Consider the following 15,435-nt stretch of genomic DNA (forward strand, 5'->3'; position numbering starts at 1 on the left):
CGGATTTTTGGTTTCTACTGCGGGAGAATCTGTTTTTGTCTCAACAGGATTTGTCCGAGAATTGGGAATTTCGGAAATTGTCGGATTTTCAGTTTCTGTGGCTGAGGAGTTTTCCGTTTTTGTTTCAGCAGGATTCGTCCGAAAATTGGGAATTTCGGAAATTGTCGGATTTTCAGTTTCTGTGGCTGAGGAGTTTTCCGTTTTTGTTTCAACAGGATTTGTCCGAGAATCGGGAATTTCGGAAACTGTCGGATTTTTGGTTTCTACTGCGGGAGAATCGGTTTTTGTTTCAACAGGATTTGTCCGAGAATTGGGAATTTCGGAAACTGTCGGATTTTTGGTTTCTACTGCGGGAGAATCTGTTTTTGTCTCAACAGGATTTGTCCGGGAATTAGGAATTTCGGAAATTGTCGGATTTTCAGTTTCTGTGGCTGAGGAATTTTCCGTTTTTGTTTCAACAGGATTCGTCCGAGAATTGGGATTTTCAGAAACAGTGGGGTTTTTGGTTTCTGTGGCTGGATAATTTTCGGGTTTTGTTTCAACAGGATTTGTTGCAGAAGTAGTATCTGCTTTTTTGTCTTCTAATTTATTCTCTGTTTGTAGCGCAGCGTCACCTATCAATTCTTTGCCTTTTTCTGATGTACGCCAATCGGAGTTTTTGGCAATTACATCATCCATTGAAATGACTTTAGGGGTTGCACCTTTGAGCGAAAATATGATATCATTGTAATCAGCATCGCTCGCTTCTCCTATCCCCATATCTTCCATGACAAATATACTGCTGCCATTGGCAACACTGGCTATTTGTCCCGATTTAAAAGCACCGCTGGAATTAGCGGTTGCCATTGAGAATAAGGGTTTTTTGTCGCCGCCAATGCCTGGATTGTCGTATACTTGCTGTATTGTGCCGTTGGGAACTAGGATGATACCAAGTTCGTCTCCCGGAGTCATTGCGAAGGTTTTGATGCCTCGGTATTCCCCGATATTGAAGTTGTTTTCTTCCTCGAAACTAGAGAATTTCGCTGCTTCTGTACTGTCTGAAATGGCGATATAACCGAGTGAGGAGTTGCTTAAAGCGCGTCTGGCTGCTTCTTTGATAAATGCTTCGGAATCGGGAATAAATTCCTGCATTCCTGTGAGGCTGATAATTGCTAGTTCTCCTTGATACAAGCCTCCATCTGATAGGTAATCGAAGCTAATTTTACCTGTTTGGTCTGCTTGGAAAATGCCGGAGTCGAAAGAGATGTTATTTTGAGTTGCTGGTGGGGCTGTATCGCCTGTGATTGGGTCGGTTTGAGTGGTGGATATTTGCGGTGTTTGGGGGATGTTGTTGGTTGTTGGTGTGGGATTGGTGTTGAGGATGAAGCTGTCTATGTCTGGTTGGGGTGGTGTTTCTGGGCTGTTATCGAGGATTTGGTTGTTTGATGCTAATGGTTCAATTGTGGTGTTTGAGGATGATATTTCGTTCGTTTTTAGGAGATTTTCCGAGGGGGAAGTGTAGTTATTGCTATATTTGTTTGGTTGCAGGTCTTCTGCAATATCGGGAAGAATGGAAGAGTTGCCTGTTAGTTCGGGGGTAGATGCTTCAATTTGTAACATGATTTAAAGTTCTTTCTTGACAGTAAAAGAAATAAAAAAATGCCGAATTTTAGCAAGTTTATTGGGTAAATTTCGTAAGTCAAGCGAGTCTATGCCACGCAGGAGTTGTGAGTTTTTCCTGGCGAACATAAGATGCGATATCGAAGAGTCTAAATCGGCGAAAGTGGCCGATATAAAGTTTGATGCGATCGCAATAAATGGTTTTTTTTATGGCTGTTGTGAATCTATAAATTTGAGAATATCAATAGCTTTTATTGAAGTCAAGGGGTTTGGACTATCTGCAAGCAACTTTTATGTAAACTTTTATCTATCTTCGATACGGTGAAGTTTCACACTAGGAATTTTGGGCGTTTGAGGGTTGGGAATTGGCGATCGCCAAACTGATTTTGGTGTCCATATTAGAAAAAGTAATTTGATTGTTCACAAAATTCCGAAAAAACCGATCGCAACAATAAAGGCTTTGCAAACTAGATTGTACAGTCCTAGAGGCAGACACACTATATGTATAGCCTTGTAACATGAGTTACTATCTGGCCCACCGGCCCACGGGCATGGGGCATAGGGCATAGGGCATAGGGCATGGGGCATAGGGCATACCTGACTGCGCTGGAGAACCCCTATAGTGTGGTGCGATTCCTAATAATTACTCACGATCGATGACTGATGACTTCGCCTAAGTGAAGCCTAATATATGCCAAAATACGGACGAAATGTGCTATCTGTAGAAGACGAAAGCAGCCTTGACGAAATTTAAAGTCCCATGTTGAAGGCGAACGGGAGTATATTGGCAGACAATCGATCGACCGCCTCGCAGTGGGCGCAAGAAGCTTTAGGGCTTCCCGAAGTTCAAGTACAAGCACGTTTGCGGGGAAATCACCTGCACATTTTGTGCGAAGCAGCGCAGTGTCCGTCTCAAGAATTGGTGACGGCGAGATTTACCACGGCGATCGCACAAACTGATTTAACGCGACTGCTGCCCGATCGACCTAAAATTTACCAGTTGTTTCTGTGCGGCCGCAAACTCGGTTCCCGACAAAATGACTGGACAGTCCGACTAGATTGCAGCAGTCCGCAGCGGCAGCAACAGCCACAGCAACCGCAACCAAAAGTGGCCGAAGTGCCGCCGCCAGCGAGTCCCCCCAACGGCGAACCGCCACATCGCCCAAAAAGAGGCGGATTATTCGGCAAATTTAATAATGAAAACCGCAAACTCAAACCGACACAAAAACCGGTAGAAACATCGGCCCGCGCGGCGCAAGTACGGGAAGAACTGGATTTTGACGCCGAAAGTCTGCCCGTCGCCGCACGGATTCAATACCCAGAAGTTTTTGAAACTTCCCCCGTGACGATCGACACCGCGACTGCTGCGACGCGGTTCGCTGTTAGTTCCGCCGTTCCCCCGCAGCCTGTGGCGAACCGTGGCGCGGTGGCTTTGATTGAATCCCCCGAAGCCGACTCAGGCGAGGGCGAGATGGCTGGAACATTGACGGTTTCGCCGGAAACTTTGGCGCGCGGGGGCTATCCAGAGGCGATCGCCAGCTATCTCAGCGAAATCCTCGGGCCGATGGGAGTTTCGGTGAAAGTAAGCATTCGCGAAAAAGAACTCAAAAGCAGCCGGGAAACCCTGCCGCTGAATGCGCCAGAAAATATCAAGCCCAAGGAACGCCGGCTGCTGGTGCTGTGCGAGTCAGCTTACAGCCCCGACCCCTCCTTGCTGGCAGAACCCATCGCCAGCAGGCTGCGGAAACTACAACTAGAGGATTTCCGGGAAGCCGTCATCTGCAGCCAAGTTAGCGGCGAAGCGAAGGCGGACTGGCTGCTGCGGGTTGATTTGACTTCGCCGGACAAAATTCTCAAGGAATGGGCCAGGTGGGGAGACGTGGCTGCGATCGCCAAACTGCTAAACCAACACTTGGCAGCATCGAGAGTCGAAGTGCGGGCCACCCTCAAAGAAGCAACCCTCCACCTGTTTTGCAGCAAAACAGCCAAAAAAGGACAAAAGCCTAAACGGCAAGAATACCCCGATCGGCAGCAAACCACCGACACGATCGCCCCTTTGTTAGCCTCCTTCGCGCCCCAAGGCCTCCGCGCAGCTACTATCTACGGCGTAGAACCAGCCAGCGGCCAAGAGGCGAATCCCGAGTCGCCGGTGTGGATAGACTGGGTGGACTTGCCGGCCGCCCACCACCCCGACTTGGCGGCGAGCGTCAGAACCCTGGCTGCAGAGGGCGACCAATTGGCTCTGACTTTTTTATTGAACAGGTTGCTAAACCCCAGTCTCAGACGGAAGCTGGAAACTGGAGGGATTCGGGCTGTGGTGCTGCAAAAAGCCGACGTGCTGCACGTCATGACAGAAGCTCTGACTTGCCCTTCTCAGTCGAAGGTAGGACCGCCGGTGGCTAAATTCTTGCGGCAGTTACAAATTCCGGGAGTGGCAGGGGTGCGAGTCTACGGGCGCCGCGCCGGCCAGAAACAGCCCCTGTGGCGCTACGCAATTGACCTGAGAACGGCGGTTGACGAGGAATCAACGGCGGCACCCGCACCGGCTCCCTCGCAACTGGCTGTCTTGAAAAAGGAACCAGTGCCGGAGTTTGCGCCGGCCGAGGATGGGAGTTTTTCGGATTTGGGCGAGAATTTGATGTTCGATGCGCCAGTGCCCAACTCCTGGCGGCCCCCCTTTAAAATCAGACTCCCCGGATACAATCTGGGCGAGCAGTTAGTTCAAGCTGCGGTGCAACCGCTTGTCGCTTCGGGCTTGTTTGTTCCCAACGATGGTTTGTCAACAAATGCTGCCGCGCCCGGGGGCGTGAGAGCCGATCGCGCCGCCAGCATGGCTTTGATTTGGGCGCTCGCCGGCTGTCTGCTGACTTTCAATACCGATTGGCTCCTGGGTCTATTTCTGCAATCTGCGACGGTCAGTCAAGCTCCTAGCGTCTCGTCCGTTTGCAGCGACCAAACTTGTCAAAATCCCTCCCCCAAGGCGGAGGGCGACGTTCCAGCTCCACCAACGAACGAAACCCCCGACCCCGTTCCCCCTTCTTCTGAGGTGAATTTGCCTCAAATTCCGTTGCAGCCGTTGCCCTCCGCGAAGGGGGAAGAGGCTTTCAATGGCTCAGGGTTTACGAAACCGGGAACTACTAGCGTTCCTGTAGCTGATGTTTCTGCAGCACCCGTGTTCCCGACTTTGAGGAGCCAGCAGCTTGACGAGCAGATAGCGCGCTATCAAGAGTACATCCACCTCCACAAAAAACCGCCGGATATTTTAATTGTCGGTAGTTCGAGGGCGCTGCGGGGCATTGACCCGGCGGTTTTGGAAACAGCTTTGGCAGCTTCGGGCTACCCGGGGCTGAGGGCTTACAATTTTGGGGTTAATGGAGCTACTCTCCAGGTTGTGGATTCGATCGTCCGCCGGATTTTGCCGCCGCAACAACTGCCAAAATTGCTGGTGCTGGCGGATGGGGCGAGGGCTCTCAACAGCGGGCGGCCGGATTTGACTTTTAGTGCGATCGCTTCTTCGGAAGGTTACAGGCAATTGTCCCGGGGTAGTTTTCTGATCCGCACCAATGAATTAGATGCCGAAGGATCGAATCCTAGCGCCAAAAATCCGGTGGCGACTGCTACTGAATTGGTGCAGAATTTGGCACAAGCTCAAGCTAACGTTCAGCAATTGGTCAGTCAAAAGTTGGTGGAGGGTTCTGCAACTTACAAACAGCGCGATCGGCTTAAAGGGTTTTTGCGATCGATCGCCAATCCCTCAGCCCCTGTTGCCACCGAGAGCTCCCAAACCGCAGCCCTCGGTCAACAAACCACTGAAAATTCCCACCCAACTGCTGCGGGCAAACAACCCAGTGAGTTTGAACCAAACGGCTTTTTGCCGATCGATATACGCTTCAATCCCGATACTTACTTTCAGAGCCACCCCAAAGTATCTGGCTACTACGACTCCGACTATCAAGATTTTAAATTGATAGGCGAACAAACTGTAGCACTCAAAAATCTGATCGAATTTACCAAGGTTCGCAACATCAATCTCGTGTTTGTCAATATGCCTTTGACTGAAGATTATTTAGACCCGGTGCGGACAAGTTACGAACAAGAATTCCGGCAATATATGCAACAATTAGCAGCTCAAAGCGGGCTAATTTTCCTAGATAAAAGTTTATTGTGGCCCCAGGCGCGGGAATCTTTTTCCGACCCCAGCCACCTCAACCGTTACGGTGCTGTAGCAGTTTCTAAGCGGTTGGCTCAAGATCCCATGATTCCCTGGCCGGCGAAACAATAGTTTTGACTTTTGAGTTTTGAGTTATTTTAGAAGAAGTTAAAGGAGCCCAGCGTTGCGAGTGCGGCGCGGCTCTTTCAAAACTATTCTTTCCGGCGGCTGAATACTGAAAATGAAAAGATTGATATTTCCTGAGAAGAGTAAAACTACACATATAAAAAGTGCCAGAAAAAATCTGCCTTTGATATTTTTTATATTATCTTTAGCATTTTTCTGTTGGAGTTTGTATAAAGGTTTCTTTTTACCTTTAGCTTTATCATCTCCGGCGCCCAGCAACGAACAAAGTAGCGAACATCAAACTCTGGCACCCTTTGAACAGGTTGTCCAAGACGCACAAAAATTAGAGGGATTATTTACCCTTTACCGCAATCAAACAACTAATAAAGTTTATCTCGAAATTACACCGCAACAACTAGACAAAAAGTTCCTGTGCTTTGTGACATTGGCATCGGGTTTGGGGGAAGCGGGCATTTTGAGCGGAATGCCGATCGGCGATTTCTTGTTTCAACTGCGCCGAGTCCAAAATAACGTGCAGTTTGTGATACCAAATATCAATTTTCGCACCAGTCCGGGCGACCCGCAAGCTGGTTCGGTGGAAAGGGCATTTAGCGAGTCGATTCTCTATTCTTTGCCGCTCAAAAGCATTCATCCGCAAAGACAAACTCTGCTGATCGATTTAGGCGATTTGCTGATGAGCGAAAAACGCGATTTACCAGGGGTAAAAGCAGTTTTGCCGATGATTTTGGGCGCTTCTTACTCGATCGAGGAAGACAAGTCTTACTTTAAAGATGTTAAAGCGTTTCCGCTGAATGTGGAAATTACTTCTATTTACGGTTTTTCCAGCGATAATGACAGTGCGGTTAACTCTTTACCTTCGATTCCTGACAGTCGGGCTTTTGACCTCCGCATTCACTACAGTTTCTCGGAAGTGCCGCTAAATAACGGCTACCGCCCCAGACTTGCGGACGAGCGAGTGGGCTATTTTCTTACAGCATATAAGGACTTTTCTGACAAGAGCAGCCGGGAGCCTTTTGTGCGCTATATCAATCGCTGGCATTTGCAAAAGCAAATCCCGACAGCGCCGATGTCGCCTCCGGTGCAGCCGATCGTCTTTTGGATTGAAAATAATGTGCCTGTGGAATACCGAAACGCAATTCGCGAGGGCGTTTTGGAGTGGAACAAAGCTTTTGAAAAGGCAGGTTTTACGGAGGCAATTCAGGTCAAACAAATGCCGGACAATGCTAAATGGGACCCGGCTGATGTTCGCTACAATACTATTCGCTGGTCGAGTTCTTTTGAGGCTGAGTTTGCCGGGCTCGGGCCGTCTCGCACTAACCCGCTGACGGGGGAAATTTTGGATGCTGACATTCTTTTGGATGCTAATATTGTCCGGCAACTCAAACAGGGCTATCGGTCTTTGGTGGAACAAAATCGATCGGTATCTAAGAGTTTTCAAGGGCGAAACGGTTCTAATACTAATCCCTGTCAGTTCGGGATGTATTCTCGCTATTTGAATGTGCTAGAAAATGGGGATTTAGGAAAAAGTAGCGGGGAAAATGCTCGAGGCGGAATTGCTGATGATTTGCCGACTTTGGTAGAAAGATACCAAGAGCAAAAGCGAAATCCTTTATCGCGGTTGATGTCGAGTTCGGATATGTGTTTTGGGTTGGAATCGAGCCGACAGTTTGCGATCGGGGCAATGTCGATGGATCTGTTGGAAAATGCAGCGCCTAGCGGTGGGGCGATTGACAATTATGTTAATGAATATATCCGATTTTTGACGGCCCACGAAGTAGGTCATACTCTCGGTTTGAGGCACAATTTTCACGGGAGTACGATGCTGCAACCGGAGGATTTGAACAATACTCAGATAACTCGCACCCAAGGTATGATTGCGTCGGTGATGGATTATGTGCCGATTAATTTGGCACCTGCGGGAACTGTGCAGGGCGACTATTATCCCAGGATTGTAGGGCCTTATGACGATTGGGCGATCGAGTACGGTTACAAGGTGATTGGCGGCGTAAATCCCAGCAGCGAGTTACCAGCGCTGCAACAAATTGCCAGCCGCGCTGCCGAACCCCCATTAGCTTACGCGGCGGATGAGGATTCTGTTGATATTCTCGACCCCGCTGCGAATACTTTCGATCTCAGCGCTAATATGCTGAGGTATTCGCAATGGCAATTGGATAATGCTAGGGCGATGTGGAAGCGTTTAGAAAAGCGAATTCCGGTTGGGGAAGAGGGTTATAACGAACTGCGGGTGATGTTTGATTCGGTGTTTGGGTATTATGTTCAGCAGGTGATGAATGCTACTTTGTACGTTGGGGGACAGTCGTTTAATCGGATTCGCCCTGGTGATACTAATGCGAAGTTGCCGTTTGTGCCGATCGAACTTTCTCAGCAGCGAGAAGCTTTAGCAACATTAGAGAAGTACGTTTTTGCCCCGGATGCGTTTAGTTTTGCGCCGGAATTGCTCAACAAATTGGCGCCTTCGCGCTGGGATCACTGGGGAAGTCCGGCTTTGGTGTTTCCTCTAGATTACCCGATCGGCGATCGAATTACTTTTTTGCAGCGGTTTGTGTTGCGAGTTTTGCTATCTCCGACGCGCTTGGCGAGGCTGCGGGATGCCGAGTTAAAATCGGCGCCGGAAACTGCTTTGAGGTTGCCGGAAGTGTTGGATACTGTGCAAAAGGATATCTGGAAAGAGGTTTTGCAGCCGACAAATAAAAAGATGGAGATTTCGACTTTTAGGCGTTCTTTGCAGCGGGAACATTTAGCAATTTTGATCGGAATGGTGCTGCGAAAAACGAATGTTCCTGAGGATGCGCGGAGTTTGGCTTGGTACGAGTTGCGGCAGTTGCGGGAGGGTTTGAGCAAGAGTATTCGGAATTTGGATCGGAATGCTGATGCTTATACGCGGGCTCATTTGGAGGAAACGCGCGATCGAATTTCTAAGGTTTTGAATTCGCAAATTCAGTCGAATTAATTTTATATAGGGCTTACGCATAGGGGCCGAGAAACCGGGTTTTTTACGAGAATATTTCCTGGCAGCCTGCAGCAGATTCGGTAAAAAACCCGGTTTCTTTGGTGGAAGTGCGTAATTTCTGACTTAGGATCGCGAATTAAATAACTTACAATTTTAATTGTTATTGTGGGATGGGCGTCCCGCCCGTCCCACTTTCAAGAGTGGAAGTTATTTAATTGTCATTCCTTATTAATTGAGTGCTTCTATCTGCAATCAAAAATTATGACTACAGATACTTCCAACAAACATCACCTGCGATTGGCGCTATTTTGGGCATTACTGGGGAGTCTGGCAGCCTTGGCATTATTTCCTTATGCGCTGTCTCTGAATCCAGCAGTCGGGCAACTGCCTGCACCGTTACCTGTTATAGCTATTGCCTCCGCCCTTCAAACTGGACTTCTTTTGATTCTCCTGAATTGGATTGGACTGCGCTTAGGCAACTCAATGGGACTCGATACGCCCCTGATTCGTGCGCTGGTGTATCGACAGCCTGTTCCCACTCTTTCTAAATCTGCTATCAAAACGGCACTGATAGTCGGTGGCGTTGGTGGCATCGTCTTAATTGGATTGAGTTTAGCGTTTGAACCTTGGATGCCTCCCATGGCTTCAACAACTGCGTTAAAGATTGACCTCTGGAAACGCATATTAGCTTCTTTCTACGGAGGCATTACCGAAGAACTCTTGGTGAGATTATTCGGTATGACATTGATGGCATGGCTACTTTGGAAGATTTTTCATGGACGCCGATCGGAACCTAGTGGGTCAATTTTTTGGCTGGCAATTGTGGGGGCGGCAATTCTGTTTGGTGTGGGTCATTTGCCTGCCGCTGCCAATCTCTGGGGACTAACCCCAATCGTCATTTTCCGAACGATTGTACTCAATGCTATTTTGGGGATTCCCTTTGGATTTTTGTACTGGCGCTGGGGGTTGGAATATGCAATGTTATCTCATTTTTTTGCCGATTTGGTACTGCATGGAATTGGAGGAAATTAGAAAATTGTTCTTGCTTTCCATCCCCCCGAAGTCCGACAGCATACTGGATATGCTCGCGCATAGCTTCTCTTGACAAAGATTTTAGACAATCGCTGGCGATCGCAATTTACTCAGAAAACGGGTAAAGGGGCAAGCTTTGTTATATAAAGCTTAACCCCTCTAATATCAAATCCGTTAGCATCGGAATAGTAAATTCGAGTTCACTGTTGACTGTTCACGGCGTCAACCGTCAACTGTCAACCGTCAACAGTCAACATCACGGACGGTGTAACCGGAAATGATATAACTCGCGCCAGGGATAGAATTAATAGGGCAAAGAGTTTTAATTCCGAGGTCCGACAGTCGATAGATTCAAGCCGCTATCATAGATGTCATCAGCAATCTGAAGTCCCAGCGGAATACCACCAATATTCTGACCGAGGTCGGGATTGCCTGTATCATCTGGAGCAAAAGCATCAAATACCCAATGCACTCCTAAAAAGACACGACTGAGGCCATTTTCGATAATCATTTGCCACAGTCCACCAGGGAAACTGCGAACGTGTTTGGGTCGTACAGTTCCCTTATTGTCTCGGCTAATGCCATTTAACTCATCAGAAACCAAGGTAATCCCATCAAACAAGCAGTCATCGCTGTGGCTAGTTACGCCATAAAACCGTCGGGTAATGTGCAACGCCGCTGCACCGAACGTAGCGTGTCCAGAAGGATAGGCTGGAAAAGGTGGCGTAAAGTTTTTGCCGGTGGAATTCGTATTCGGTGCCCCTAGCGGTAACCAAAAGGGGTCAGCATCGTCAGAGATGACGTTATTGCCAGTAGCGGTTGGGCCTAATGAGGGATCGTGTTCCCGAATGGCGACGACAGGTCGCCATAAATCGTGAATGTATTTCTGATCCCAGGCTAAAATACCCGCATCTCCCATTGCAGCATTGACTAGCGCAAAAAGACGAGCATTTTGATCGACAGTATTATTCTGAGCGATCGCCACGGCACGGACAATCTGGTTGTACAACCGAGGGGGTGTCCCTAACTCAACAGCGCCATCATAGCCCCAGTAGATGCCGATGAGTGTTTCATTTGCAGTTCGAGGAGAAATATCTGCAGGCAAAGTTCCCATCAATTCAGGTGCAATCCCTTTCCCGCGCACCTGTCTCAGGGCGTTGATATACTCAGGACTTTCTAGCTGAGGTGGAGCATCTAACTCATGACGGTTAGTAATAGCAAAACCTCTTGATTGTGCGCCATAGAAGGGGGCATGAAAACCTTGATTGCTATTATCTGGATCGGGACGGTGTGCGCCACGGGCCACTGATGCAGCATAGCCATCATCGCTAGCGCTAGGATCGTCTTGCCGTTTCTCCAAGATTTTTTTAGCTACCAAAAGACCAAATTCATGACCTTCTTGTAGGCCGTCTCCTCCTAAACCTGCTTGAGTATGTTTCAGATTAAAAAAGGATTTTTGACTGGGATACAAGCTAGACAATGTAGCGTGGGCAGCGGCGGCTACCGCAGCATTGGCTGAGGCATTGGGTTTGGGAGTAGGTAAGTTAGGAAGATAAGGAGATAAGTTAACTGGATCGGGTAGATTGCGCTGTACCCCTGCATAGGCGTCATACATAGCTAAGTGAACGATCGCCAAAGCGCGAGAACTTAGAGTGGGGCCTGGTTGCTCATTCTTTCCGTTAGTAAAACTAATGCGATTGGCTTCGAGAGCGACTTCATTCCAATACAAAATAGGATCCATTGTGTTTCTCTTAGTAATAGTTAAGTACGGCTGCTTACCAACGCCCGGTAATGCGTTGGGCTATAATAAGGGGGATTTTGCTAATTTTAGTGGCAGCTAATTTCTGCTTGAGTTCACCCTTACCTTCAGTTAGTAAATCTAGCCGAGGAGTTTTCCTCATTGCGCTCATTCTCACTAAAGTTTGAGGCAATCGCCCAGTCACTTTTTTGAGTTACCTCAAATGAGTGTCACTCGTTTGAGGGACATGGCTGCAACTTTGCCCAAACTTTGCAGATTTTGCTGAACTAATACGGCAACCAGCCCTGGAAAATAAGTAATAATTTGGAGGGAAACATTTTCCTAGGGTGTTTAGCATTCGCGGCCGATCGAGCGATCGCAACTTGCATCGTATAGGATAGATATAGGGGGAGCCTAAACAAAAAATAAGAAGCTGGGCAATTGCTGCGGTCAGAACGTGGTTGTTGGGCGATCGTTTTTGACTCAAACAGGGAGGAGATTATCCAATGGCAAGGGCAAATCAACCCCTAGAGGCATGGCGTGAGATGTTGGAGAATATCCTCGAATATTATGCGGATTTTCCTTAGAGTTATGGGGAGGTGATTACCTATGTGGTGGTCAGGCGCGATTCCTTCGGAAAGCTGCGCTAACGCAACCATTTTATGCTGATACATGAAGGTTGGGAAAATCATCTGCGAGTTGATGGTTATGTGGTTCATGCCGAAATCCGCAATGACAAAATCTGGATTTATTATGATGGTATTGAAGACGGCATCACTGAGGAACTCGTCGCCTCTGGCGTACCCAAAGACCGCATTGTTCTTGCTTTCCATCCACCCGAAGTCCGACAGCATACTGGATATGCGATCCCATAGCTTCTTTGGAAACAATAACTTTTGAACCGCATACTGCCACGCCACCTCGCTCAAGCGCATCAACTACGTTGCGATCGTTAGCATGAGCTCTTGAGGATTAAACGGTTGACGTTTAGAGGCATTGAGAAATTCGATGCTAATCGGTTTGTTAGTTTCGTCATAACTGACGATCGCACCTGCAGGTTCAGAAATAGTATTCGCTGGAAACGCATCGCGGAAGATAAAAATCAGAATGTCTGCTTCTGCATCGTATTTAACATTCATCAGGATTCTCCTGCCAATATCGCTTGAGTTGATTTGTCCAGTACAGAGTTAAAATTCAGCTATTTCTGGTTAGAGACGCTTATACCTGTTGTAGAGATTGACCAAATAATTGTGGCTTTGGCAAGGTTTTACCCTGATCTAGCGTCGATTCAGTTAGAAGTTCCAAAACCTCGCGGGCATTGTGTAATGCCTCTTCGTAAGTATCGCCGTGGGTATGGCAATAGTCTCCCCATTCGGGAAAGCTAACGACATAGCACCCATCCTCATCTGACCATTGAATAATAATGGTGTAATGACTGTTCATCTGTCTTCCTCCTCAATTTGGGCCAGTTGCTTGAGAGCGTTGTCAACATCTTTTTCCTGGTAGGGCTTGGCATCACCGCTGTCTTTTCCTGAGAGGGTCAGCTTTCCTGACAGCAGAGGATGTGACCATTTGGTGTGGCTACCTTTAGCAGCCTCACAAGCAAATCCTGCTTTCAATAATAGGCTTTTCAAATCCCTGATTTTTCTGGGCATCCCCTACTTACCACTCCCCTCTGTTTCCATTTTGCATTGTTCATTTTCAATTTTTAATTGTAACGCCTCACACTCTGTGGCTAACGGAATGCCCAAGTCTGTCGCTAGCGCCAACGCCTGCTGACAATATTGCCGGGCCACGTCGCACTCGCCCAAGTCTTGATGCAGTTCTGCTAAAATTCTAAGTGTATGAGATTCCCCTTCTCGATCTCCAATATTTTTAGATATTTTCAAAGATTTCTGTAGAACTTCAAAGGCTTCCGGGTATCGTTGGAGCTTACCTAGAGCATTTCCAAGGTTTGCCCACTTAATTCCTTGGTACCAATCCTCTATTCCTTGCTTGCCATAATTTTTCATCCTCGACTGAACTTCTGAGGCTTTTTGATCGTACTCAATTACTTTAAGATAATTTTTCTGACGACCATAGATGAGGCCTAAATTTCCTAAAGCAGCGATTTCTCCTATTTGATCGCCAATCTTCTTAGCATGGTTAAAATTTTGTTTAAAACAATAAAATGCCATAGCTAAATCATCTAAATAGTAGTAAGCAAAACCTAAATTTCCCAGGGAGTGTCCTACTGCCTCACAATCACTAAACTCTAGTGCAATAAGTAAGCTTGTCCAATGATATTTAATTGCTTCAGTGTAGTTGCCAATATATAGATAGATATTTCCAAAATTGCTTAACGATCTTCCTTCTAATCTGCGATTGCAGGTTTTATGAGAAATATTTAGGAGTTTATTAGAAAGGTAAAATAATTCTTGAGAATAGTTCCAGATAAATAGTTGGCTGTGCAATTGAAGATTATTCGACTTGTTTGGAGATAGGAATATAATTTTTTCCGCCTCTCTCCAAGCCTCAATCTCATAGAAGTGATCGAACGCTTCCAGGTAGCCGCGCACGGTTTCCAGTCTTGGGGCATTGGGGGCAGGTTCGTAGGCGTTGAGCCAGAGGTGTGCTGCTTGGCGTTCGGCGTGATGCCTGGTTAATGTGTCGGCTTTGAGCAAGTCGTAGGCGATCGCACGGATCAAATTGTGTTGGCGAATATCAGTTCCTTCTTTTTCAATCAGAGTACGATCGCCCAAAACTCGATAAGCCACTTTTTGCTGTTGGGGAGAGCGATCCTCAATCATCGCCAACCAAAACTTTTTGGGAACCGGGCGGCGAAACACCGCACTGCGACAGAGCAAATTCAGAGCATCTGCAGGGAGTTTTTCTAAGGATTTCTTGATCCGTTGTCGGACTTTGCGATCGAGGGCTTCGTTGTACTCCGTTTCATCCAAGCGAGTTGCTTGTAATTCCCTGGCAACTTGCTCAAATTCTGGTTGATAAACTTGCCAATAGCGGGAAACATCGCCTGCAAATTCCTGCAAAATATCTTCAGCAATCACCTTTAAAACCAGCGGATGACCTTCATATATCTTGGCGATACGGGTGAGAATGTCTCGGTTAGAAGGTTCGACAAGCACCCCGCCTTTGGCAAAGAATTCCAGTTGCTCTAACTCCAACAGCCCATTCAGTCGGTATTCTGCCCAAGTATTGGGGTAGCGATCGCTAAATTCAACCACTGCTGCGGGGAAGGCTTGCGCCGTCAGTACCAAACGGCTGCCAAAATTGGACTCAGTGAGGCAACGCTGAAGAAAAGTTCCCCAGTAAGCATCAACAAATTCAGTCGGCTGTTCAGGATTGAGCAAGCGTTCCAACGAATCCATTTGAATCCAGTAGGGATGAGATTGCAGCTTTTGCAAGAGTCGTTTGGCTAACCGATCGGGATTATTCCGTTCCGAGGGATCGAGTTCGCGATCGCCCAATTTAGCTAACAAATCAGCGGCAACAGAGGCAAAATCTGGGCTTTGCCCCTCCAAAATTTCCAGATAAATCCATTGAAACGATGGCTCTTTCTCCCAGGCTTTACTCGCCAGACATTCTCCCAACGTCGTTTTCCCAATCCCAGAAATGCCCTTAATCCACAACAACAGAGTCTGCCCTTGCAATTTGGGCAAAAGATCGCTGACCACTGCTTCCCGTCCTACCCAGGTTTGTTCATTGTAGGTAGATGGCATCGGTGGTTTCAGCACCAGATCACCTGATTTCAGCCGTTTCTCCAGTGCGCCTTTGAAACTTGTTTTGGTGACCTTCTCT

General features: G+C 47.5%; 10 protein-coding genes. 4 read left to right on the forward strand and 6 right to left on the reverse strand.

Annotated features, from left to right (window positions below; all coding sequences use genetic code 11):
- Nucleotides 1-1,599: DUF4114 domain-containing protein (locus QUB56_RS13115; protein ID WP_332955662.1), on the reverse strand; the 1,599-nt coding region annotated here is incomplete at its 3' end.
- Between the two features lie 760 nt (nucleotides 1,600-2,359).
- Between QUB56_RS13115 and QUB56_RS13120 the strand changes: the two genes are divergently transcribed.
- From QUB56_RS13120 to QUB56_RS13130, 3 genes are all read left to right on the forward strand, one after another.
- Nucleotides 2,360-5,881, forward strand: coding sequence for a hypothetical protein (locus tag QUB56_RS13120; RefSeq protein WP_332955663.1), 3,522 nt, complete (start codon nucleotides 2,360-2,362; stop codon nucleotides 5,879-5,881).
- A gap of 109 nt (nucleotides 5,882-5,990) precedes the next feature.
- Entirely contained in the window at nucleotides 5,991-8,867 is a 2,877-nt protein-coding gene (locus QUB56_RS13125; protein WP_332955664.1) for a zinc-dependent metalloprotease, read from the forward strand.
- Between the two features lie 261 nt (nucleotides 8,868-9,128).
- Complete coding sequence (locus QUB56_RS13130) at nucleotides 9,129-9,899, forward strand: CPBP family intramembrane glutamic endopeptidase (RefSeq protein ID WP_332955665.1); 771 nt, start codon at nucleotides 9,129-9,131, stop codon at nucleotides 9,897-9,899.
- 322 nt (nucleotides 9,900-10,221) lie between these two features.
- On the opposite strand, the gene QUB56_RS13135 is transcribed toward QUB56_RS13130, so the two are convergent.
- Nucleotides 10,222-11,640, reverse strand: coding sequence for a phosphatase PAP2 family protein (locus tag QUB56_RS13135; RefSeq protein ID WP_332955666.1), 1,419 nt, complete (start codon nucleotides 11,638-11,640; stop codon nucleotides 10,222-10,224).
- A 659-nt stretch (nucleotides 11,641-12,299) separates the two neighbouring features.
- Here QUB56_RS13135 and QUB56_RS13140 point away from each other — a divergent pair.
- Entirely contained in the window at nucleotides 12,300-12,512 is a 213-nt protein-coding gene (locus tag QUB56_RS13140) for an element excision factor XisI family protein (protein ID WP_332955667.1), read from the forward strand.
- A 63-nt stretch (nucleotides 12,513-12,575) separates the two neighbouring features.
- Here QUB56_RS13140 and QUB56_RS13145 read toward each other — a convergent pair whose 3' ends face one another.
- The 4 genes from QUB56_RS13145 to QUB56_RS13160 all read right to left on the reverse strand — a co-directional run bounded on the left by QUB56_RS13145 (nucleotide 12,576) and on the right by QUB56_RS13160 (nucleotide 15,356).
- Nucleotides 12,576-12,776, reverse strand: coding sequence for a DUF2283 domain-containing protein (locus QUB56_RS13145; protein WP_332955668.1), 201 nt, complete (start codon nucleotides 12,774-12,776; stop codon nucleotides 12,576-12,578).
- 79 nt (nucleotides 12,777-12,855) lie between these two features.
- On the reverse strand, nucleotides 12,856-13,080 hold the full coding sequence (locus tag QUB56_RS13150; protein ID WP_332955669.1) for a type II toxin-antitoxin system HicB family antitoxin: 225 nt from the start codon (nucleotides 13,078-13,080) through the stop codon (nucleotides 12,856-12,858).
- Nucleotides 13,077-13,271 (reverse strand): type II toxin-antitoxin system HicA family toxin, encoded by a 195-nt coding sequence (locus QUB56_RS13155; protein ID WP_445243335.1) that lies wholly within the window; start codon nucleotides 13,269-13,271, stop codon nucleotides 13,077-13,079. Before QUB56_RS13155 ends, QUB56_RS13150 begins: the two co-directional genes overlap by 4 nt.
- 24 nt (nucleotides 13,272-13,295) lie before the next feature.
- Nucleotides 13,296-15,356 (reverse strand): tetratricopeptide repeat protein, encoded by a 2,061-nt coding sequence (locus QUB56_RS13160; RefSeq protein WP_332955672.1) that lies wholly within the window; start codon nucleotides 15,354-15,356, stop codon nucleotides 13,296-13,298.
- Nucleotides 15,357-15,435: the final 79 nt, after the last annotated feature.

This window comes from Microcoleus sp. AR_TQ3_B6 (genome assembly GCF_036702785.1).
Taxonomy (GTDB): domain Bacteria; phylum Cyanobacteriota; class Cyanobacteriia; order Cyanobacteriales; family Microcoleaceae; genus Microcoleus.